This window comes from Paenibacillus sp. FSL H3-0469 (genome assembly GCF_038051945.1).
GTDB lineage: Bacteria > Bacillota > Bacilli > Paenibacillales > Paenibacillaceae > Paenibacillus_AQ.
This window is the reverse complement of the sequence record NZ_CP150302.1, coordinates 5342357-5363103: the sequence shown is the minus strand read 5'-3', so window position 1 is coordinate 5363103 and position 20747 is coordinate 5342357. Positions and strand designations below refer to the sequence as shown.

Genomic DNA, 20747 nt, shown 5'->3' with positions numbered 1-20747 from the left:
ACCATCACCTCATGAGATTCCAAGGTTATTCTGCCCGAAGGGGCTATCTTGCGCTAATGGATCTGGTAACCAATCCCGGCTTCACTCAAAACCCGCAGCACCCGCCCTCTGGCTCTGGCAATATACTGCCGGACATGCTGCGCGGGAATATTCACAAGCTCCCCGATTTGTTGATCCCCGAGCTCCAGCTTGTATTTGAGGTAGAGCAGATTCCGGTCGCGTTCCGACAGCGTCAGCATGGCTCTCTCCAGCGCTCCAATGGCTTCAGCCTGGATGTAATTCTCTTCTGTCGCGGCTGTGAGATCAGGGATTTGCTCCGCCACATCGTTGCTCAAGCCGGTATAGACCTTCCTGGAACGGCGGGTACGCCTTCGGATATGGTCATAACAATAGTGCTTAATGGTGTTGACGACATAACTGGTAACTTTGCAGCCGTTCAAGGAGCGCAATAAGGCGGTCTTGGGAATCAGCCGGATGAACGCTTCTTGAATGACATCCTCAATGACCTCCTGATCCTTCAGGATGGTGTATGCTTTCTTCCTCATTAAGAAATAGTGGCTGTCGTATAGATTCTTCAGGAACGTGGTATCATCATCGGGTTCACGGGTATGCAGAACGCGAAGTGAAATTTGTAACCCCTCCCTAATTACACCAAATTAGCAGTATTTTATTCATTATACCCTTTCTGCTTAGGGTTCGGGCTGGTGAATCTTCTGTATAGCAAAAAGAACGCCAAGGCGTTCTCTCCATCAGCTAATATCATGACCCTGCACTCTCATGCTATCTTCGGATTCGGGGAAACCATGAGTTTGGCCTTAGCAGGACAATGGTGATCACCAACACGGCCCCCAGCAGCATCATATTCCAGCGGTCAAAGGTGCGGTATGGCAGATCCGGCGAGAGGTACGCTCCATTCTGATACAATGCCTCGTCAATAAGCCGTGCGAAGGCATGCGTCCCCCGGTTCAAGGTCCAATATTCCTGACGTACCGCAGTGAGAAAAGGCTTGTTTGCTCTAATCGCTGATTTCATTACAGCCTCTAAGCTGTCTATTCTAATATAATAATACTCCTCGCCCAGTCCAGGGCTTGCCGCCTCTGCCGTCTTGAACGGCCGGACATACCGCCATCCCTTCTCATACGTAGGATAGCTGGTATACCCGTACCCTAACTCATAGAATGAAGACCCCGGGGAATGCTGGGGAATGGCCTCAATGACCGTCCCCTTGGGGATATGTAGGGCCACCGCCGTATCCTTGCTTGGAATCTCACTATAATATTGTAGAGACACAGGCGCTTCTATGAAATGCGTTATCACATAGGCAGGCTCTCCAGAGATGCCGGGAAAATAGGAGCTATAAGCGCTCAAATCCATCTGCTTCAGCGGAATGCCTTGTTGATAGGGACTGGCTTCAGCTGCAGCTGAGAAATCCTTGCGCAGCTGGTGATTGTGATACAATGCGGCCCCTGTCCGGTAGACAAGCACACCCAAGAGGATAATGACCGTCAACACGGCGCACCACCACAAGAATGGTCTAGAGATTGAGGGAACAGACATGTCATTATCCTCCTTATGGGTACAGTATAACTAGTTAGTCTTAACGGTGAAGCCGGCATGCTCCGCATAATAAATCGGGGTGGAATACATGATCTTAGCAGGCCCGCTCGTTGGATTGCTTCTGGCCGTTACTATACCATGCAGCTTATTGGCACTTCCATCCTTCATGTAGACCGGTCCGCCGCTGTCTCCTCCGGCAACGGCATCCGTACCGGAGGAATTCTGCATCAGAGACTGATACAGGCCGTTCACGCGATAGGTATTGAACAGGCCATCGGAGTAGACGACGTTAATGCTCGCTTGCGACACCGTCCCCCATGAATACCCGGTCGTTGCTCCGTATTTGTAGATCGTGGTTCCTACGGGAACCGACGAATAGGTACCGGTTATGGACACACTGCCATATACTTTATTCGTCGCTGTATCGCTACCGGTCAGCTTCACCATCGCAAAGTCGCCCAGTGAATCTACGCCGGTCGCACCATTCGTTTGGTTAGCACGCTGGTAACTAACCTGTCCTGTTCGTGTTCCTGCATACTTAATATAAGGATATCTTGTCGATATGAATCCGACTTTCTCATTGCTGTGTCCAGCCGTCAAAATGGCATTGCTGCCCCCGTAGCTTCCGCCTATGCCGACACTTAATCCAGCGCCATTGTCTTCATTGGTAATCCGGTCCCCTCCCCATAATTGGGCGGTACTCGAATTAGAAGTTCCTGGCTCGATACGAATAGGCAAGCTTTCTGTTGACTTCTGAAGGGTCTGGGGCTGCTCACTCATAAGCTTATTGTAGTCTTCTTCAATCACGGAGACAAAGAACACGTTAGCCTTCCGGTCCACACCGTAGCTTCCGATGCGATAATCCTGCTCCTCCAGCTGTTTAGCGACTTGATCTAGACTATTCAGGTAATTCAGCGAATATGAAGCGCTTTCAAATATGACGTGATCACTATCTTGTGCACGCTTCATATACTCCTCTTTCAGTTCTTCAGTAGGATCTACTAACATAATCACCAGTTTATCGCCGCTGACGTATTCCCCTGCATAATGTTCGGGATAAATCGGTGTACCCAGTTCATCTTTATCGAAACTGTCCCAGAGATTCTGATAGGCTCGAAGGGCCGGCTCTTGCAATTCCATCGCTTGTATAATAGCTTTCGGTACGGTATGGGTCAAGTCAGCATTTCGATCAGCACTAGAGGCAGCAACACTCATTGGAATCATTAATAATACGAGCATGAGGCCTATAAAATATCGGAAGTTCTTTTTCAACAAACTCATCCTCTCTTCATAAGTTTTGCCCTGCAATACAGCGATACACATCCTCCCTTCGGTTATCTGTAATAGCGTTATTCGTCGAAATGGCTCATGCTGTCTATTACTATACGACGCATTAGTCGACTAAATGTAACACATTTTTGAATAATTTTACTTTTAATAATTAAAAATCCTCATCCTCCGGCTCCCCCACCGCAAATCCCAGCACTCTAGTCGCTTCAGTCTTGAACCTTCCGATCCAGGAATCCCACTCACTCTGCTCCATCTGGGCATAGAACGACAAGCCGCTAGGCTCAACGGAGGCCGTTATGTACATCTCATCCGTCTCCTGCCCATACCAATACGGAATTCCGCCAGTGTACCCGAACCAACCAGGCATCGACTGGTAGAGAGTGGATACTTTCGTCCATATCTCCTCCGGCAGATGAGCCCAGATATTCAGGTTGCAGTTATGGATGTCCATCCGATCATCACCTTCCCCTTTTCCTGTTCAACATATCATTCTCTTGGAATACACCATAAGCTTATAAGGGTTGTTGTCTGACTCCGAACTACTGACTTCCTCTGCTGCCTCTAACACTTCGATGCTCTCAGCTTTCACTATGTCCGCATAATGCGATAGCACCTGGCTTATGTCATTCACCTTCTCCAGTACACATCTGAAAGGCAGCTCAATCCCTTCATAGAAGGACACGACCGAGACGCGGAGCGCTGGAATCTGATAGTCCCCCCAACAATAGAAGACAAACGACTTCCCTGGATAGTGACGGCTCAAATAGCTGGACCAGGAATCCTCAATGAAGCTTATGAGCTGCTCGAATTCATTTAGCGAGAGCTTGCCTTTTCGGATCAGCTTGTTCAATCTTTGAATGGTGTAGAAGTTATAACGGGCCTCGGCTTGGTACTGCTGTTTATCATTGGAAAAAAGTAAATCTGGACACTCTGCAATCTCAGATATTTCGTGAAAGGCCTTTAACCCCTTATCTCTAAGAAAATCAATCATTGCATCCTCACAACCTTCAACTAAACTTTCTTTCAATCCTATCAATAAAAAACGAATATAATCAACAGTTCCATTCCCCCCTATTAACAGCTATGCTATCTTACCTTTATGCATTTATATTGTATTGGCAAGGAGGAGCTGGCATTGACTGCACACAACAATCTGGAAGAGTACCGTGACCCGATCAACTATGATCTGGAGTTCGGCGGGGAGACACGGAAATATCAGTTCTATCTGGAGTGGGCCAAGGCGTCTGCCGGAGAGGTGTTGGAGCTGGCTTGCGGAACCGGATTGACCACTCTGCCGCTGGCTCAGGCGGGAATAGCAATGACTGGCGTTGATATTGCTTCCTCTATGCTGGCTTATGCGCAGATGAAGGCCGGGAACTTGCCTGTAGAGTTTATCGAAGCCGATGCGCGAACCTTCCGCTCCGATAAGCGGTTTGCCATGATTTATTTAACGGGGAATGCGTTTCAGGCTTTTTTGAGCGATGAGGATCAGGCCGCCTTGCTCCGTACCGTCTACCATCATCTGGAGCCCGGAGGACGCCTGATCTTCGAGACGCGTAATCCCGCAGGAACTGAACTGTCCGATGAAGGGGAGACGGGTTGGGGCCAATTCATCGATTCAGACGGCAACATAGTCAAGGTATCGGGCACACAGACCTACGATGCGGAACGTTCCATCATGCACTGGGTAACTTTTCGCGATTGGGGCTATAAGCGGACAGAGTCCCGGATCGACTGCCGGTTTACAACATACGCTGCGCTGACGGAGTTATTGACCCGTTACGGATTTCGTATCGAGCATCAGTATGCGGACTGGGATCGCACACCGTTCACCCACTCCTCCCCCCTCCTTATCAGCGTATGCAAGAAATCGTAAGCTTCATTTGGAGCACCTCTATCCCCGCTCACTCAATTTGTCCTCTTTTCCCTAATTAAGCCGACGATCTGCTCCATTTCCTCTGTGTTCAGGACAGAATACCAGCGGGTCGTGGTGTTATCCTTGCTAATTTTCAGCAGAAGCAGCTCCTTCCTATCTTCGGAGACATCCAGAATCACTCTTAGGCCACCCTGGACGCCTAAAAATATGGAGTCGAATTGATCGGCTCCTTTTTGGTCACTTTTTCTCTTTTCCTTCACTTGCAGGTTGGAGAGCCGGGTTATGAGATCGCTAATATGTTCATCGCCGGTAATCCTGAATTCGCTCTCTGCGTCATTTCCAGGAATGAAGGTCAGTGTACTGATCTCCTTGTCTGCTTATTCGTCATGATATCGCACTTACATTCATCCCCAAGTATATCATATGCTGGTTATCCCCTCCCCTTCGCACACCCAAGACTCCTCAGGCGAACCTGGGCGTCTTGGGTGCCTTCTATTTAGTTCTGTCCTCTTTTCTAGGGAACTTCCATGTTCCTATAGCACCAGCATCATCCTATAGGACTTAAAAGTGCGTACTTCTACATTTCTTATTTACTGTTTACACTAACATCAGCCATTGATTAACGAGGGGGAATGATTAATTTGGGACAAAACTGGAAAATCTTCATACTTGCTGTGGTCTGCTTTATTGTCGGGACATCCGAATACATGATCACGGGCATTCTAGATAAAGTTGCCGCAGATACCGGAGTGACATTATCTCAGGCTGGACAGTTAATGACCGTCTACGCGCTAGCCTACGCCATAGGTACCCCGGTCCTAATGGGGGTCACGGCCCGGTTTGACCGTCGAAAGCTGTTGTTGTACTCGCTTGGCTTAATTATCGTGAGTAATGCGATAATCATGATTTTGCCAGGATATGGATTTATGCTGCTTGCACGGGTAGTCATGGCGCTCGGAACTGGCGTATTTGTCGTGACACCGCCTCACTTATCTTGGGCGTGCCCATTGGCCGGGTGATTGCCGCCGCGTACGATTGGAGGCTGATTTTCGGCGGCATTAGCCTTCTTGCTATGGCCAGTCTGCCCATCCTGGCAAGCGCAATACCGCGGATGGAAGGCGATGAGCCGATCTCCTTTGCCAAACAACTGGCTATGGTGAAGAGACCGCGAATCGCACTCTCTCTCGCCATTAACTTTTTTATGACGATGGGTTATGGCATTGCCTTCACGTATTTGTCGCCTTATCTGCTGGAAGTTGCCGGAATGAGCGATCGATGGGTAAGCGGAGCCCTGTTCGCATACGGCATCGCCAGTCTGATCGGGTCAAAGGCAGGGGGAAGCGGCACCGATCGATGGGGTGTAGGCAGAACGTTAACTGGAGCAACGTTGTTAAATATGGTGATGCTGATATTGTTATCAGTAGTCTCTGGCACTTCCATATTCCTTGTTTTCTCGGTGCTGGTGCTGTGGTCGCTCTTCTCCTGGGCAGCTTCTCCAAGCCAGCAATATGATCTTCTTACCTTGTCTCCCAAGACATCTGGTGTCATGCTTGCCCTCAACACATCTGTGCTGCAGCTGGCGATAGCGGCGGGGGCTGGACTCGGAGGCATTGTCATTAACTATTTATCGCTGCAAGCCATTATGTGGGTCGCTGCTGCCTCCGTTGCTGTAGCGGCTATGATTTCTGCTGCGTTGTTCGGCAGGATAAGCTATCGGTCGCGCCAAGAGAGTCAAAGAGCAGAGCAGAAATACTAACATCTACAGCTCCGGAATAAGCTCCGGCTCCCCTTATCAATAAAAAACAAATATAGTCAACGGTTCCATTCCCACCCATGAACAACTATGATATCGTACCTATTATACTTTGATAAATAAGGGAGCGAGCTGCGATTGGATGCACACTTAAATACCGCAATGGAAGCACTGGAGCACTACCCTATAAGCTGCAAATCGGTTGATTTCATTGCACAGAGCGGCAATACGATCTACAAAGTCACTGATCTGGACAACAATAGTTACAGCCTCCGGCTGCATATCTCCAAAGGTGACGCCCTTGAGCAAATCTGGAGTAAGCGGGAGGTCCTGCAATCCGAGATGGTCTGGCTGGAAGCCATAACCTTGGAGACCGATGTGACCCTGCCTTCACCCTGCAAGAATATTCGCGGAGAATTCATTACGGAGGTGAACCATACCTACTGCACTTTGTTACGATGGGTGGAGGGTGAGCAGAAGCCTTTTATTCCTACTATAGAAGACGCTCGGGCCATAGGTGAATTGATCGGCAAGTTACATAAGCAAGCCTCGAACTGGAGCATCCCCGATGCCTTTGAACGCCCTGCCTTTGATCCCTCCCGGATCATGCAATCCCTTAATATGCTTAAGGAACGCGCCAATGCCGGACTGCTTGATACGGGTGATGTGGAGCTGCTGCGGCTTGCTGGGGAGCGGGTTATTCACATGATGAATTCTATGGAGCGGACCGCCAGTAATTGGGGCATGATTCATGCCGATCTGATTCCAAGTAATTTAGTGTTCCATGAACAAGAGGTGCGGCCTATCGATTTTGGCGCTTGCGGGTTCGGTTATTACTTATTGGATTTGGGCTGGACGTTCTCCTACATCCATCCTTCGTTCAGAGAACAGCTGCTTCAGTCTTATTCCATGCACCATCCGTTACCGGATCACTATACCCAGCGGTTAGAGGGCTTTTTCATTGCAGCGCAGCTGGAGACGATGAATTTCTGGCTGGGTCTGCCGGACTGGCAGGAGTGGCTGCCCGGGCATATCGGTAAATTAGCCAATAGAGAGGTTAAGGCCTACTTAAATAATGAATCGTTTCTCTTCAGCGGCGTGCCGTATTGGGAATGACCCTTCACCTGAGCTTGGCACAAGCGCAAAAATAAAGACGCTGCGGGGAAATCCCTGAGCGTCTTCTTGCCTTTTATTAATTATCCACCCTTTCCCCTTATACCATATCACTTCACATCTTCCATCTCGCCCACAATCTCTGGCGTAAACTCCCGTTCTGTACCATTTGAATCAACAATGGAAATTTGCTCAGGCGGATTTTCCAGGCTCTTTCCCCTAACCAGCAACTGCCGTTCCCCTTCGATTTGGTACTTTCTTATATACACGCCTGAACCGATATCTTCGAACGGATACTTGCCCAGATCATTCCAACTCAGTGAGGTTCCCTTTTCAGATAAGCTCTTTAATTCATGCAAAGAAATATATTCTCCTGCTCCTTCTTCCTTATTATTCTGGCAAGATGTACAGATCATGAATACGAGAAACAATGTCATTGAAAGCTTAAGGCATTTGGATAATGTCATATAACCCCTCTTTTCTGCTATTCCTGGTATATGATTAGATATTAACATCTACAGCCCGTTATGTACGCAAAAATAAAGACGCTGCGGGGAACTTCCCGAGCGTCCTCATACCTTCTATTAATTCTTCCCGCCATACCCCTTATACGTCCCGTATACGGCATTGGCATACTGATCCGCCAGAATCGGGCGGCCGTAGGAATCGGTGGCGCCTGGATACCAGTTGTCGCCTCCGTTGTAGTGTAAGAGTCCGTTGTAGATGTTGCCGAATCTGGAGATCTTCTCATCGAGAATCAGTCCGCCTAGAGCTACCTGATCCTGTTCGCTGCTGTGATTATACGTGCGGCCGAATTTGGCGCTGAACTGGGAAGCATAGGCGGCCCGTGTGTTCGGTTCGACCTGCATCAATCCGTCACCGGCGGAAGGACTGCCCGGCAGACCTGCTCCGAAGCTGCTCTCCTTCTTGATCACCGCGCTCAGGAGTAGAGCGAAATCTCCGCCTTTGCCGAATTTGTTGTCCACGTTCATGGCATATGTCCAGATCTGGCTGGGCACCTCGGAGGGGCGGGTGACGCCGGTTGCGGGCGGTGAACCGGTGTAGATTTTGACCGAAGACATCTTGTCATTCACACTGTCGCCGACCCAGGAGGAGCTTGAGGTATAGGTCCACTTCGTGCCGCTGAAATTATCGTCCGCATACACCTCGACCGTCCAGCCGTTCGGTACCTTGAGCGAGGACATCCAGTCATTCGGAATGCCCGCATTGTTGAGCTGGGACAGTGCATAGTTGCCTGTTCCCAGCGTGACGGCCTTGCCGCCATAGTCCCTGTCTGCATAGAAGATGGCACCGTTCGTGGCGGGAGGGTTAGTGGGCGTCGGTGTGGTTGAGTTCCCGCTTTTCCATAGTGCAGGAGCATTCACCGGCTCCCAGCCGGTCAGGGAAGTATGCGCCTGCAGACAGGTATATGTACCTCCGCCATAGGTTACGGTGTCATTCACCGCATAGGCTGTGTTCGGCGACCACGCTCCTCTCGCGGCTGCATTTGCATTCGGTAAGGCGGTGAAGAACACGGAGATCAGTAATACGAATGCGGCTAACAGGGATACAGCTCTAGCTGACACTTTGGTATACAATAGTCAAGCCTCCTTAGATCGTTTCCCATAGAATAACCCCACAAAGTGATGCTAAGCTTCGATGCTTACTCAGGTACTTTGCGGGGGCCCCAAAACATAACACCAGAAAAGGCCCCTTCAAGGGGCTATCCACAGGGTACTATATTTTATTACCGATTTTCTAATTCATTCCAACATTTATGTAGTTTTTGAATTCCCCCGAGAAACTTACAATTTTCGACATCCCCATCTCCTTACCTAGCATTCTACACAGGAATTCAGCCTGTTCATGAAAGAAAAGAAAACTTAAAATAGTGCAATTTCACACAATTTTCGGCAATGATGCTATCATTAAGGCATTGAGCTTAAGAATGACGAATTTTGTAGATTGGGGTCGGCTTCATGATGAGGGGTATACTAAGGTCCGGTTCTCGTAATATCTGGTTACATATCGCTGTGGTCGTAGTTATCGGGCTGATCGCAAGCTATGCCATCCTGTCTGTAACGCCGGATGCCCCTAAGCCTCGAAGCAAAGAAGGCCTTCTGGATCTAACGCACGATTCTATCTATCAGAATCCGCTGAAGTTACAGGGTGAATGGGACTTCTACTGGCAAGAGCTGCTCTCGCCCGAGGATATACAAAGCCGGACGGCAGGCGGGGAACCGGCTGAGCGGGACCGGTATATCAACATTCCCAGCTCCTGGCTGGGCTACCAGTTGGATGGTCAAGCGCTGAAGAGCGAGGGCTATGCCACCTTCCGGCTGGTGGTCCGCCTTAGTGAGCAGGATAGCAAGGAGCGGCTGGCTTTGCGGCTGCCTACTATTTTTCATGCCTATAAATTGTGGGTGAATGGAGAGCTGCTGACAGAGGTCGGTGTGGTGGATCGGGACAAGGAGGGCATGATGCCGAGTCTGGCGACGAGACTGGTGTTCTTCCAGCCTGAAGGCGACACGGTGGAGCTGGTGATGCAAGTAGCGAACTTCCATCATAAGCGGGGCGGCATCACCAAGGATATCGAGCTGGGCGGCAGTAATGTGTTGACGGTCCGGACCCATCTGAAGATTGCTGCGGATATGTTCATCACGGCCAGCCTGCTGGTGATCGGGTTGTATCATCTGCTGCTCTTCATGCTGCGGCGTAAAGACCGGGCACCACTATACTTCGGTCTGTTCACTGTGATGTTCGCTATCCGCTCCCTGCTGAACGGCGAGCTGATGCTTACCCAGTGGCTGCCTCATTTTCCATGGGAATTGCAGTTCAAGCTGGAGTATCTGATTCTATGCCTGGGCGGGTGGATGATCACGATGTATTTTGAGTGCATTTTCCCGGATTATGTGTCGCGGTGGTTCCGCTATGGCTCCCGGATCGTCACCAGCGCACTCTGTCTGGTGGTTATGGTAACGCCTGCCCTCGTCTATTCCCGGATGCTGGTGCTGATCGGTGTGGTCGTGGTTCTCCATATGGTGTATCTGATGGTCGGGCTGGCTCATGCGGCCTGGCGGCGGATGGAGGGAGCGCTGATCTTCCTGCTGGTGTCGGTGGTGGCTCTGGCTACAGTGATCAACGATTTCCTGTATTACAACGAATGGTCGCCCATCGCAAATACCTCCCCGTTCGGACTGCTCATCTTCACGGTCGCCCAGATGCTGCTGCTCTCTTCCAGATTCACCCGGGCAGCAACGAATGAAGAGCGGATTGCCCGGGAACTGCAGGAGGCCAACCACAAGCTGACCGGGATGAATGCCAACCTGGAGCAGATCGTGCTGGAGCGCACCCATGCCTTATCCGCAGCCCACGAGGATCTCCGCCTGTCGTATGAGCGGTTACTGCACTCCGAGGAAGGCCGGAAGAAGCTGCTAGCCTACATTACGCACGATCTGCGGATGCCGCTGTCCAGTATGCTTGGTTATGTCGAGACGGTGATGGATATGGTGAAGCCGGAGCGCAATGCACAGTATCTGCAGTATATCCGCGATAACACGATAAGGATCAACCGCATGATTGGGGAGCTGAGCTTCTTGTCGCATCTGGAGACAGGGCAAGTCGAGTACCGGATGGAGCCGGTCCAGGTGATTCAGTTCCTGCGCGGCTTCTATGAACAATATGAGCTGGTGGTGCGTGACGCGGGGCTGGATTTCGCTCTGGACATCGGGGATACAGCAGCTTCAAGCGCGGACCAGTCTATTGCCCGGATCGATACCCAACGATTAGAGCAGGCATTATTCAATCTGGTGTCGAACGCGATGAAGTTCACGCCTGGCGGCGGGTTGGTGCGCCTTACGTTAGGCGTGGACGAAGTGAACGGTACACGGTGTGCGGTCATCAGCGTGCAGGACTCCGGCATGGGTATTCCTCCAGAGCAGCTGGAGCAGATCTTCGACCGTAATTACCGGGTGGACCGGCCGGGATTGGACATGGGTGTAGAGGGTAGCGGGCTGGGGCTGGCAATATGCCGGGAAATTGTACAAGCGCATGGCGGGAGTGTCCGGGCGGAGAGTGACGGGAAGACAGGGTCGATTTTCCAGGTCATTTTACCGTTGATCTGAGAAGCAGGAAGGTGACAATAGAATGGACACATACCGAATTATGATTGTCGACGACGATCCCCACATCTGTGAGATTGTTCAGCTATACTGCCAGCGGGAGGGCTTCGACTCCTCGTCTTGCCATAACGGCGCCGATGCTATGCTGCTGCTTGCTTCATTTAATCCAGACCTGATCGTACTGGATGTGCTGCTGGCGAATGAGAACGGCATTGACTGGTGCAAGAACGCACGCCATTACACGAATGCGCCGATTGTGTTCCTAAGCAGTCAAGAGGAGGATGAGGTGAAGATCAGCGCCTTATCGTATGGCGGGGACGATTATGTGACCAAGCCGTTCAGTCCGGGCGTACTCATGGCCAAGATCAAGGCCCATCTCCGCAGGGTATCCACGGGCAGAAGGGAACAACTGCTGGAACTGCCGGGACTAACGCTTGATTTCTATGCACAGTCTGTCCATATGGGCAGCCGAACGATTTTTCTGTCGAAAAAAGAATTCAGCCTACTCTCTTACATGGCACAGAACGTGAATCAAGTGGTCACTGCTGATACGCTGTTTCACCTCATCTGGGGGATGAAGAGTCTGGAGGATACGCGAACAGTGGCGGTCCACATCAGTAATTTGCGCAAAAAAATCGAGGAAGACCCTATCCATCCCGAGCGGATCATTACCGTCCGGGGGGCCGGATATATGCTGGTTGCCGGGAAACGCTGAGTACAAGCGGAAACGGCTTTGCCGACCTTTTAAAGGACGGTACCGTATCAGCGGCTGCGGCTATAACAATCATCGTGCCCCGCGCCGCAAATCATAGAAATACTCCACCGCCGGATGCTTCCGCTGCATCTTCCCGGCCATCCCCTCGATCCGCTTCCGCCCGACTCTCCGGTCCAGCAGGGCCAGAATGTTCAAGATAATATCGCTGCTCTCCAGGCTCTCCTCGATAGGAGTAACCAGGAACTTGTTCGCCACCACAATGAAATTCGATTTCGTCAGGGCAGCCTGGGCCAACATTAATGCCTTAGCGTGTTCGGTGGTTAAGCGGCTTCGGGCCATGATGACTAGGCGGTCCTCAGGGATCGGCCCCTTGGCCGTCAGTCTGATGGCTTCAATGTCTTCATGGGTGACGGAGATATGCAGCTCCGGGTCATTCTTAACCTCCAGCTCGGACGAGTACCAGCGGATGGGGCTGGACTTATCGGTCATGGTGAGGATGTTCTTCTTGTCCACCGTAATATAACAGGTGCCTGATTTATCAGGCGAATAGCGGTAAGCGGGCGCACGGTACTCCACCCGGCCCTCTACCGCAGGACTGAGGAAGCCCTCCAATTGTTGCTTGAGTTTGCTCCAGGACATGTATTCACCTCCATGAAAATGGGAAAAGGCCTGCCGGCCTCTTTCTGAAATTCTATGTTACCATACTTCCCGTCCTTGCTGCCCGTCTATGGAAACTTCGAGATGGATATCCCACTCAATCCTTATACGGATCAAACTCATCCGCACCAGCCATACATACGCCTACGGGCTTCAGCACATGCATAACCTCAATGGTCCCTGCGTGCGCGTCCAGCACTTCTTGCAGCTTCCGGTAGACAAAAGGACTCTCGTCCGTCCCCGCGCCGCGCAGTACTACGCCGAACTGCCGGACCGCCTCCAGCATTTGCGCTGTCGTAATTTGACCGCCGCTGCGGGTACGGGTTTTATAATTCATCCGGCCCGCAGCCTGGGTCCGGCTCATGATTCGGCCCGCTCCATGAACGGTGCTGTAATAGGCCTCCCGGTTCTCCGCGCTGTCCTTGCCCTGGACGATCACGGAGATGTCTCCCATGCTCCCGCCGATGAAGCCCATCTGGCCGGGTGCGGACGGAGTAGCTCCTTTACGGACAACGATGACTTCCTTGCCGTCATGCGTCTCTTTCCAGGCATAGTTATGATGGTTATGCACCTCCAGGTCCGCTTCCGTTCCCAGAATAGCCAGCACCTGCCGGATGACATAGTCTCTTCCCGCATAAGCGTAGCGTCCAGCCAGCTTCATGGCTCTGTAATACATGTCGCCCAGCTCACTGTTCAGGTCGAGCAGTACGGGCGGCTGATCCATCTTTTCCCCGGGGGCATTCGCCAGGAAGTCTCTGCCTGCTGCCAGGTTAAGGAAGCCGCTCGCTGTCTTATGCCCGAACCCTCTGCTGCCGAAATGGTTGGCGATCCACACCCGGCCGGTTGCGTCTTCTTCTAGTATGTCTACGAAGTGGTTGCCGCTGCCGACAGTGCCGAGCTGGCTCTGGGCCAGAGTCTTAAGCTTATCATGTACTCCGCTGCCCACCGCTTTGAACACCGCCCAATCCGGGTCGTCGAACAGCTCATGGTCCACCCGCTCGTTATTAACGCGACCTACACCGAAGGAGATCCGGCGGGCAATCTCATCCATAACCCCCGAGAGCCGCGGCCGCAGCTCCGCCATCGTCAAGCCGGTCCGCACCGCCTTATTCCCGCACCCGATATCGTAACCCACGCCAGACGGCGAGATCTGTCCGTCGTACACGACAACCCCGCCAATTGGCTGGCTGTAGCCTTTATGATGATCCGCCATGAGCAGGGTCTGCACCACGTTGCCATTCTCCGCACACATCCGGGCCTGCACCATGGCTCCTTCATCCGGCTTCCCCCACACACGCACACCGTCAATATTCTGATAAGCCATATCTTTTAACCTCCTATGATCGGGACACCACGATGATGCTGCAGTGTCCTCCATGCTCTCTTAAGCTTCTGTGTCTATATTCGCTCATTCTGGAAGCGCCGACCATGGCGGAAGTATTACGAACTGGGGATATCTCACAAATCGGGGGCAGAAATGTGGGGCGCTTCATTTTATTTAGTATTTATGGTTGCAATCTTCTTCACATTATCCCAGCTTATCGTTGCCCCTATGGCTTGGCTAATAAAACGGAGATTCACATAAACCGTACCTTCAGGTGTATTAAATGGCGTTTGAGTTAAAGTGAATTCTTTGCCATTGACCTTGGCCTTAAGGCTATCCACTGTCATTTTAATCGTTATTTCTGTGGTTTGGGCCGTAACACTTCCGGTTTTGGAATCCCATTGGACTTCCATATTTAATGCTTCGAATATTTTACGAAACGGTACCATTGTGTTCCCATTGATGATGATGGGCTTAGCATCGAAGCCAAGTGGCTTCCCGTCTACAATAACAGAGCCATACGTGGTTGGTGTTGCTGCACACACACTGGAGACTGAAAAACAGCTTACTGAGGCCATGATGAAAACAAGAAACGGTATTATAAATTTCATTTTCATAAGGCTCTCCTCCAAATTAAGAGTTCATCCCTAAGCATTCGAATCCAGCATCGCCGGAATATTAATCTCCTTCACACAGGAGGCCTTGGACAGGTTCATGACGCATTGCACTAGGGAGACGATGTCCTGAAGCGGAATCTGCGTGCCGTTGTAGGCGGACAAGACAGGCTCTACCCCCGCTTCCAGCGGAATTTGGGTAGCAATCTCACCGGGATTGATGACCGTCACACCAATGCCATACGGCTTCACATGCTCCCTGACCGCATTGGCGATCCCGCGCAGACCGAACTTGGAAGCGGTGAACGAGACTTGGGTGTAATCATTATGATCGAGGCCTGCCGTAGAACCGATGAAGAAGATGTTGGCATGCGCAGACTCCTTCAGATTCGGCAAAAGCTTCTGAATGCACGTAATCGCCGCAGTCACATTAATGTTAATGATGCTGGCAATCTCAGCCGGGTCGTCCTGTTCAAAATCATAGTCATCGCTGAACCCCCTGCTCTCCCATACGCCAACATTATAGATGAATACGTCCAGGGGAACGCCGTTCAATGTCTCTGCAATCCGGCCCGCAGCATCAGGCTTCCCCAAGTCAGCCTCAATCCAGGTCCGCTGCACCCCATCCTCCAGCTTCATGCTGTCCGGGCAGGTTCTGGAGACCACCCAGACCTGATCGCCCGGCACCGGCAACGCTTTGACGAAGGCCTCTCCTAAGCCTTTGCTTGCTCCGAAAATAATAAAGTTTCTCATACGCCCTCCCTCGATTCCCCAAGCTCTCCGGTCCCGTCCTGCTCTTTGCTGGCGAATTCATCCAGCAGCGCACGCACCTCGCGGGTGGACTTGGTGTTCATTAAGTTGTTTCTGAGTTCACTGGCGCCGCGGAAGCCGCGGACGTAGATTTTGAAGAAGCGGGACAGCGGCTTGTAGGAACGTGATTCCAGCGCAGAATAGTGGTCATGGAGATCCAGATGCAGCCGCAGCAGATCCAGGAGCTCCTTGCTGCTGTGCTCCCTCGGTTCCTGCTCGAACGCAAACAGATTATGAAAAATCCCGCGTCCGATCATAATCCCGTCCACTCCGTACTCTGCGGCAAGCCTCAGGCCCGTCTCCCGGTCCGGTATGTCCCCGTTGATCGTCAGCAGCGTATCCGGCGCGATCTCATCCCGCAGCTTCTTGATCTCTGGAATCAGCTCCCAGTGGGCATCCACCTTGCTCATTTCCTCTCTGGTCCGCAGATGAATCGACAGATTCACAATGTCCTGCTGCAAAATATGAGTCAACCAGCCCCGCCATTCGTCCACATCTGTGAACCCGAGCCGGGTCTTGACGCTGACGGGCAGTCCTCCGGCCTTCGCCGCCTGGATAATCTCCGCTGCGAGTTCGGGACGGCAGATCAAGCCGCTGCCCTTGCCATTCTCGGCTACATTCGCAACCGGACAACCCATGTTCAGATCGATGCCCTTGAAGCCCTCTTCGGCCATGCTGATGCTCATCTTCCGGAAATACTCCGGCTTGTCCCCCCAGATATGCGCGACCATCGGCTGTTCATCCTCGGTGAAGGTTAACCGCCCCCGCACCGCCTGCTTCCCCTCGGGATGGGCATAGCTCTCTGTATTGACGAACTCCGTAAAAAACACATCCGGCCGGCCCGCCGCACTCACCACATGACGAAACACCACATCCGTCACATCCTCCATCGGTGCCAGTATAAAGAAAGGGCGTGGCAATTCACGCCAGAAATTATTTATCATCTGAAGTACCTCTCTATGCGTGCCGGGATAATCCCTTATCCGGCTGTAGTAAAGCTAAATTATATCATAACTCCTTGGGATTTGTAGCCGCCAGCCAAGGGGCCTCCCCCTTCTACAGACAATAAGCCCCAGAGGAGTCTCTGAGGCTGTGTGTGTATATTCACTGCTATTGAATTCTGCCTAACCATACCTGTGCGGCTTGGGACCTCGGCTGTCCTGGCAAACAGTAAGGCTCCGGCTCAACAGCCGGCTCCCATATGAAGCCCTGGAGACCGGGCACTGTCCCGTACAGCTCCCAGGGGAACTTCTGGCTCCCTCCTCCTGCCTCGAAGGTATTATCGTAGAAATGCAGCACATCCCGGAAGGCGACCACGATCTGCGACTGGATGAAGTTCGGATGATAGAACCAGATTCTCAAATAAAAAGGTTCATTGAAACTTGCCATCTGCCGGGACCAGGCATGATACACCTCAATCATCGCCTCCAGCAGCAAGCGGGAATACCACACCGGCGGATTGCGCCTGTTCAACCTGTAGAAGGGGTCGATCCATAGCTTCACATAATCCCGCTGCGCGCTTCGCAGCTCCTCCAGGTCCAGGTGCATATTATGCTTTTTCCACTGGTCAATCTGCTTCATCCTGCGCTTCCAGCCGCGTATTCTCTTCTTGTTCGAGAGTGGATTCGCCATAATCTTATACGCCCTCCGTTAACTCTTGGGTTTCAACTGCTTAATCACGGACATCATCAGAATAATCATCCCCGTGCCGAAGCCTGACATCGATAGGGGAGCCAGGACGAATCGCATGATCTCCCCCTGCACCCAGAAGCTGGCCAGCATGACCACCATACAGATCACGGTGAAAATCCCAACCGTCAGCGTCCCGATGAAATCCGTCAGACTATGATTGTCCTCACGCGCCAGAGTGATCCGGTTGTCCTTCAGCAGCGGCAGCTCCAGCAGCTTCGGGATATAGTCCTCCAGCCGACCCTTGACCTTGTTCAGCTGCTCCTTGACGATCTGCCCCTGATCCATCTGGTCTGCGAAGGACTGGCTTGCTGCGGATAGAGAGTACGACTCATCTACAGAGGACAAGGTCCCGTCCAGGGTAATAATCGCCCGGAAGGCCCCGGCCACCGTCGGCTTCAAAGACATTCCCAGCTCGGTAATCATCGACATCAGCCGTCTCATCATGACACTGGTAGGATCAGGCGAGAAAGAGGCTTCGGACAAAAGTCTGCCGAGGCGCCGCTCGATCATTCGCACATCCAGCAGTTCCCCTTCTTCACAGACTCCGGCCAGGCCCTGGGCCATCTGCTTCGTCTCCTTCCGGCTGTAGCCCATCAGGAAATTCAACATCCCGGCCCGCTCCTCCTCCGTCAGATAACCCACGGAACCGAAGTCAATCAGCGCGACCTTCCCGTCTTGGGTCAGCATCAGATTGCCGGGATGCGGGTCGGCGTGGAAGATGCCGATCATCAGAATCTGCTGCAGGAATGCGTGCATGATCATTTCGGACACATCGCTGCTCACCTTTCGGGTGAACCGGTGCCCTTCAATATATTCCATGGTCAGAATCTGCTTGGTCGAGTACTCGGCGTAGATCCTCGGCACTTGTATCGGAATATCGTGTTCCTGGAATGCTTGGCGCAGCAGGTTGGTATTCAGCGCTTCGATGTCGAAGTCCGTCTCTTCAATCAGATTCGTTTTGAAGCCTTGGGCGAGCTGGATTAAGCCGAGTCTTTGGATTTTGGAGGAGCGTTCGGAGAGCCGGGTCACGAATTGGATTAATAGATCCAGATCTACGCTCATCTTCTGCTTCACATCCGGCCGCAGGATTTTGACGACGACCTTCTCTCCCGTGGACTTCAGCCGCGCCAGATGCACCTGACCGATCGAAGCGGCTGCAATGGGCTCCATTCCGAAGTCTTCATACGTCTCCTCCAGATCGCCGATTCTGCTGTCGATGATCTCCTTCAGCTCCTTCCGGCTGAGCGGCTTAACCTGGTCATGCAGGCTGGAGAACGCTTCGATGTATTGCGCAGGCAGCAGATCCTTCTTGGTCGATAAGACCTGCCCGAACTTCACGAACACCCCGCCCATGTTATCCAGAATGGCAGCAATCACCTGCGGCAGCTTCGCATGATCCTGCTGGAGCAGGTGATTCAGCCCTTTGCGTGAAGCGATCCAGAGCAGACGGATCATACGCCTGAAGCCCCGCACCTTACCCATCACATACCCGAGCGGGTTCCCGGACTGAAGCAGCTTGAAATTGAATACGCTAAGCAGCATGTAGGTATAGCAGGAGATAAATAGAATCAGCAGCGGGTAATAGATGAACATCACCCTGACCATCTCCGCTTCGGAGGGAACTACAGGCTGCTTGAAGTAGGTTGAGGTTATGATGAGAGTAACAACGGACGTGCTGAAAAGAATTGCCACCATCAACTGGAACTGTTCATGCTTGAAGGTCCTGATGCTGCTTATAATGAAATACAGAATGAACGCCACGACAATAATGCTGCTCATATAGAATTGCTCCAGCACTTGCACCAGCATACTGACTGCCACCGCGCTGATAAGCGGCATCACGATCTTATGCTTCGCATTGAATATATAGGCAAGCGCTACGAACACACCGAAACATATAAGCATTACTATGAAAAAGAACATCCTTCAGCCCCCTGTATCCGCTTCATTATCCTCACTATAGCACACGAGGCTGAAGATGCGGAAACAGGATAAAGAACGCAGCCGCCTCACCGCAAATAGGGAAGGGAGCATGGGGAAATAAGTTTAAGAAAGCAAATAGACCGCCTCCTCTACAAAGGCATGCGGTCTATTTCTACATATGTGTTGAATATCTGAATTTGATCTGGATATCTCAGTTAGTATTACTCAAATCACGTAATTCTTCAGCGTATCTATAACTGATCGGTTGTTTTTCTTCTGTCTCCAGCCATCCCTTTTCATAATGGGCATACTCACTAATTTTACGGGAACCATAATCTCGAAAATAGGCTTCAATTTCCAACATCGTCTCTAACTCATCATCAGAGAACACTGAAGAATCAAAGGGCTCTGAAGCTTTAATCATCATCATAGTCCATCCTTCATCATTGGTACGCTCATCAATCTCAATTACATTCATATGTTGTAAATGGGCTAATACCATATCGTGATCTTTGGGCACTGGGCCATATGGATATTTCACATAGGTTACCCCAGTTATAGAGACCGTTTGCCTTTTGAAAAATAGAAAATCGCTGTACCATAACAATTTCATCAGCTTTGTTTTCAGAACACCATCTGAAGTGAAATACAATATCATATTAATTAATTTTTCTAAGGAAAAATCACTGTATCCTGCTAATTCTGTTAGTTCATTTTTTTTATAGATCGCTTCAATAATTTGTTCATCTGTTTGAAATGACTGTTCAGAATTTGTCCAAGCTTGAAGTGAGGTTTCCACCATTTTCAATTCCCGCGCAGTAAGCAGGTCTTTATTCCTGTTGTAAAATTCCAATATAGCCTGCGGATGCTGCTGTAGTCTCCTGTAAAGCTCCAAATGGGTGGCTTGCGGCAAGCTCCCTGATTCATATCTGGTTACACTAGCGGATCCAATGTTTAACAGTTTAGCAAAAGGCCTGATGCCTAAGTTAAATTGTAGCCTAACGTTACGGATTTCAGGTGATGTCATTCCGTATTTTTCAGAATAGATTTGTGCAACATTAGCCATGGTTTCGTTCTCTAACTCTTCAACATCAACCAATGAGCCACAGTTGTTACAATAAGCTACACTTCGTTCAAGTTCTATTTCCTGTCCCCTAAATCTGAATACATGAGGCTCTTTTTTTATGGTAAAAGGATGTTCTGCACGACAAGTTTCGCAATAATTCATTATTCTTCCCTCCTACAATGGGGCTTACTATAAATGAAGAAGATGACAAGGGGCCTCTAGAAGCCCCTTTATCC

21 protein-coding genes are annotated in these 20747 nt (G+C 51.0%); 6 read left to right on the top strand and 15 right to left on the bottom strand.

What is annotated here, in order from left to right; genetic code table 11:
- Positions 1 to 53 precede the first annotated feature (53 nt).
- From NSS83_RS23610 to NSS83_RS23590, 5 genes are all read right to left on the bottom strand, one after another.
- The gene (locus NSS83_RS23610) at positions 54 to 578 is read right to left on the bottom strand and encodes a sigma-70 family RNA polymerase sigma factor (protein ID WP_341188057.1); all 525 of its coding nucleotides are present in this window, start codon (positions 576 to 578) and stop codon (positions 54 to 56) included.
- A 202-nt stretch (positions 579 to 780) separates the two neighbouring features.
- Positions 781 to 1557 (bottom strand): hypothetical protein, encoded by a 777-nt coding sequence (locus NSS83_RS23605; RefSeq protein ID WP_341186891.1) that lies wholly within the window; start codon positions 1555 to 1557, stop codon positions 781 to 783.
- A 30-nt stretch (positions 1558 to 1587) separates the two neighbouring features.
- On the bottom strand, positions 1588 to 2526 hold the full coding sequence (locus NSS83_RS23600; RefSeq protein WP_341346602.1) for a trypsin-like serine protease: 939 nt from the start codon (positions 2524 to 2526) through the stop codon (positions 1588 to 1590).
- A 472-nt stretch (positions 2527 to 2998) separates the two neighbouring features.
- Positions 2999 to 3298 carry a hypothetical protein gene (locus NSS83_RS23595; protein WP_341346601.1) on the bottom strand — a complete coding sequence of 100 codons (300 nt, stop codon included), beginning with the start codon at positions 3296 to 3298 and terminating at the stop codon, positions 2999 to 3001.
- Positions 3299 to 3325: 27 nt separating this feature from the next.
- Positions 3326 to 3838, bottom strand: a complete 513-nt coding sequence (locus tag NSS83_RS23590) for a hypothetical protein (RefSeq protein WP_341346600.1) — start codon at positions 3836 to 3838, stop codon at positions 3326 to 3328.
- Between the two features lie 144 nt (positions 3839 to 3982).
- Here NSS83_RS23590 and NSS83_RS23585 point away from each other — a divergent pair, with 144 nt between their 5' ends.
- The 4 genes from NSS83_RS23585 to NSS83_RS23570 all read left to right on the top strand — a co-directional run bounded on the left by NSS83_RS23585 (position 3983) and on the right by NSS83_RS23570 (position 7592).
- Complete coding sequence (locus NSS83_RS23585; RefSeq protein WP_341346599.1) at positions 3983 to 4723, top strand: methyltransferase domain-containing protein; 741 nt, start codon at positions 3983 to 3985, stop codon at positions 4721 to 4723.
- Positions 4724 to 5355: 632 nt separating this feature from the next.
- Positions 5356 to 5742 carry an MFS transporter gene (locus tag NSS83_RS23580; protein WP_341346598.1) on the top strand — a complete coding sequence of 129 codons (387 nt, stop codon included), beginning with the start codon at positions 5356 to 5358 and terminating at the stop codon, positions 5740 to 5742.
- A complete protein-coding gene (locus tag NSS83_RS23575) occupies positions 5724 to 6479 on the top strand; it encodes an MFS transporter (RefSeq protein WP_341348760.1) in 756 nt (251 codons plus the stop codon). Before NSS83_RS23580 ends, NSS83_RS23575 begins: the two co-directional genes overlap by 19 nt.
- A gap of 135 nt (positions 6480 to 6614) precedes the next feature.
- On the top strand, positions 6615 to 7592 hold the full coding sequence (locus NSS83_RS23570) for a phosphotransferase (RefSeq protein ID WP_341346597.1): 978 nt from the start codon (positions 6615 to 6617) through the stop codon (positions 7590 to 7592).
- A 107-nt stretch (positions 7593 to 7699) separates the two neighbouring features.
- On the opposite strand, the gene NSS83_RS23565 is transcribed toward NSS83_RS23570, so the two are convergent.
- Positions 7700 to 8056, bottom strand: coding sequence for a hypothetical protein (locus tag NSS83_RS23565; RefSeq protein ID WP_341346596.1), 357 nt, complete (start codon positions 8054 to 8056; stop codon positions 7700 to 7702).
- A gap of 117 nt (positions 8057 to 8173) precedes the next feature.
- Positions 8174 to 9187: a carbohydrate-binding protein gene (locus NSS83_RS23560; protein ID WP_341346595.1), complete on the bottom strand. Its 1014-nt coding sequence runs from the start codon at positions 9185 to 9187 to the stop codon at positions 8174 to 8176.
- Positions 9188 to 9568: 381 nt separating this feature from the next.
- On the opposite strand from NSS83_RS23560, the gene NSS83_RS23555 reads away from it, so the two are divergent.
- A complete protein-coding gene (locus tag NSS83_RS23555) occupies positions 9569 to 11713 on the top strand; it encodes an ATP-binding protein (protein WP_341346594.1) in 2145 nt (714 codons plus the stop codon).
- 22 nt (positions 11714 to 11735) lie between these two features.
- On the top strand, positions 11736 to 12425 hold the full coding sequence (locus NSS83_RS23550) for a response regulator transcription factor (protein WP_341186882.1): 690 nt from the start codon (positions 11736 to 11738) through the stop codon (positions 12423 to 12425).
- 69 nt (positions 12426 to 12494) lie between these two features.
- Here the strand turns inward: NSS83_RS23550 and NSS83_RS23545 are convergent, their stop codons facing one another.
- From NSS83_RS23545 to NSS83_RS23510, 8 genes are all read right to left on the bottom strand, one after another.
- Positions 12495 to 13064 carry a hypothetical protein gene (locus NSS83_RS23545; RefSeq protein ID WP_341186881.1) on the bottom strand — a complete coding sequence of 190 codons (570 nt, stop codon included), beginning with the start codon at positions 13062 to 13064 and terminating at the stop codon, positions 12495 to 12497.
- 115 nt (positions 13065 to 13179) lie between these two features.
- On the bottom strand, positions 13180 to 14406 hold the full coding sequence (locus tag NSS83_RS23540; RefSeq protein ID WP_341346593.1) for an RtcB family protein: 1227 nt from the start codon (positions 14404 to 14406) through the stop codon (positions 13180 to 13182).
- Positions 14407 to 14576: 170 nt separating this feature from the next.
- Positions 14577 to 15023 (bottom strand): copper amine oxidase N-terminal domain-containing protein, encoded by a 447-nt coding sequence (locus tag NSS83_RS23535; protein ID WP_341346592.1) that lies wholly within the window; start codon positions 15021 to 15023, stop codon positions 14577 to 14579.
- A 30-nt stretch (positions 15024 to 15053) separates the two neighbouring features.
- The gene (locus NSS83_RS23530; RefSeq protein ID WP_341346591.1) at positions 15054 to 15773 is read right to left on the bottom strand and encodes an SDR family NAD(P)-dependent oxidoreductase; all 720 of its coding nucleotides are present in this window, start codon (positions 15771 to 15773) and stop codon (positions 15054 to 15056) included.
- The gene (locus NSS83_RS23525; RefSeq protein WP_341346590.1) at positions 15770 to 16774 is read right to left on the bottom strand and encodes a tRNA-dihydrouridine synthase; all 1005 of its coding nucleotides are present in this window, start codon (positions 16772 to 16774) and stop codon (positions 15770 to 15772) included. The genes NSS83_RS23530 and NSS83_RS23525 overlap by 4 nt, the downstream gene beginning before the upstream one ends.
- Before the next feature lie 166 nt (positions 16775 to 16940).
- Entirely contained in the window at positions 16941 to 17462 is a 522-nt protein-coding gene (locus tag NSS83_RS23520) for a hypothetical protein (protein WP_341186876.1), read from the bottom strand.
- A gap of 18 nt (positions 17463 to 17480) precedes the next feature.
- Positions 17481 to 19445: an AarF/ABC1/UbiB kinase family protein gene (locus NSS83_RS23515; RefSeq protein ID WP_341346589.1), complete on the bottom strand. Its 1965-nt coding sequence runs from the start codon at positions 19443 to 19445 to the stop codon at positions 17481 to 17483.
- Between the two features lie 211 nt (positions 19446 to 19656).
- Entirely contained in the window at positions 19657 to 20673 is a 1017-nt protein-coding gene (locus NSS83_RS23510) for a type II TA system antitoxin MqsA family protein (protein WP_341186874.1), read from the bottom strand.
- Positions 20674 to 20747 lie beyond the last annotated feature (74 nt).

What these genes read in the sequence shown, in the direction of transcription:
- NSS83_RS23580 (WP_341346598.1), top strand. Translation starts at nt 5,356, where the DNA reads ATGATTAATTTGGGACAAAACTGGAAAATCTTCATACTTGCTGTGGTC.
- NSS83_RS23525 (WP_341346590.1), bottom strand. Translation starts at nt 16,774, where the DNA reads ATGATAAATAATTTCTGGCGTGAATTGCCACGCCCTTTCTTTATACTG.
- NSS83_RS23540 (WP_341346593.1), bottom strand. Translation starts at nt 14,406, where the DNA reads ATGGCTTATCAGAATATTGACGGTGTGCGTGTGTGGGGGAAGCCGGAT.
- NSS83_RS23550 (WP_341186882.1), top strand. Translation starts at nt 11,736, where the DNA reads ATGGACACATACCGAATTATGATTGTCGACGACGATCCCCACATCTGT.
- NSS83_RS23520 (WP_341186876.1), bottom strand. Translation starts at nt 17,462, where the DNA reads ATGGCGAATCCACTCTCGAACAAGAAGAGAATACGCGGCTGGAAGCGC.
- NSS83_RS23555 (WP_341346594.1), top strand. Translation starts at nt 9,569, where the DNA reads ATGATGAGGGGTATACTAAGGTCCGGTTCTCGTAATATCTGGTTACAT.
- NSS83_RS23530 (WP_341346591.1), bottom strand. Translation starts at nt 15,773, where the DNA reads ATGAGAAACTTTATTATTTTCGGAGCAAGCAAAGGCTTAGGAGAGGCC.
- NSS83_RS23535 (WP_341346592.1), bottom strand. Translation starts at nt 15,023, where the DNA reads ATGAAAATGAAATTTATAATACCGTTTCTTGTTTTCATCATGGCCTCA.
- NSS83_RS23590 (WP_341346600.1), bottom strand. Translation starts at nt 3,838, where the DNA reads ATGATTGATTTTCTTAGAGATAAGGGGTTAAAGGCCTTTCACGAAATA.
- NSS83_RS23515 (WP_341346589.1), bottom strand. Translation starts at nt 19,445, where the DNA reads ATGTTCTTTTTCATAGTAATGCTTATATGTTTCGGTGTGTTCGTAGCG.
- NSS83_RS23605 (WP_341186891.1), bottom strand. Translation starts at nt 1,557, where the DNA reads ATGTCTGTTCCCTCAATCTCTAGACCATTCTTGTGGTGGTGCGCCGTG.
- NSS83_RS23510 (WP_341186874.1), bottom strand. Translation starts at nt 20,673, where the DNA reads ATGAATTATTGCGAAACTTGTCGTGCAGAACATCCTTTTACCATAAAA.
- NSS83_RS23545 (WP_341186881.1), bottom strand. Translation starts at nt 13,064, where the DNA reads ATGTCCTGGAGCAAACTCAAGCAACAATTGGAGGGCTTCCTCAGTCCT.
- NSS83_RS23565 (WP_341346596.1), bottom strand. Translation starts at nt 8,056, where the DNA reads ATGACATTATCCAAATGCCTTAAGCTTTCAATGACATTGTTTCTCGTA.
- NSS83_RS23595 (WP_341346601.1), bottom strand. Translation starts at nt 3,298, where the DNA reads ATGGACATCCATAACTGCAACCTGAATATCTGGGCTCATCTGCCGGAG.
- NSS83_RS23600 (WP_341346602.1), bottom strand. Translation starts at nt 2,526, where the DNA reads ATGAAGCGTGCACAAGATAGTGATCACGTCATATTTGAAAGCGCTTCA.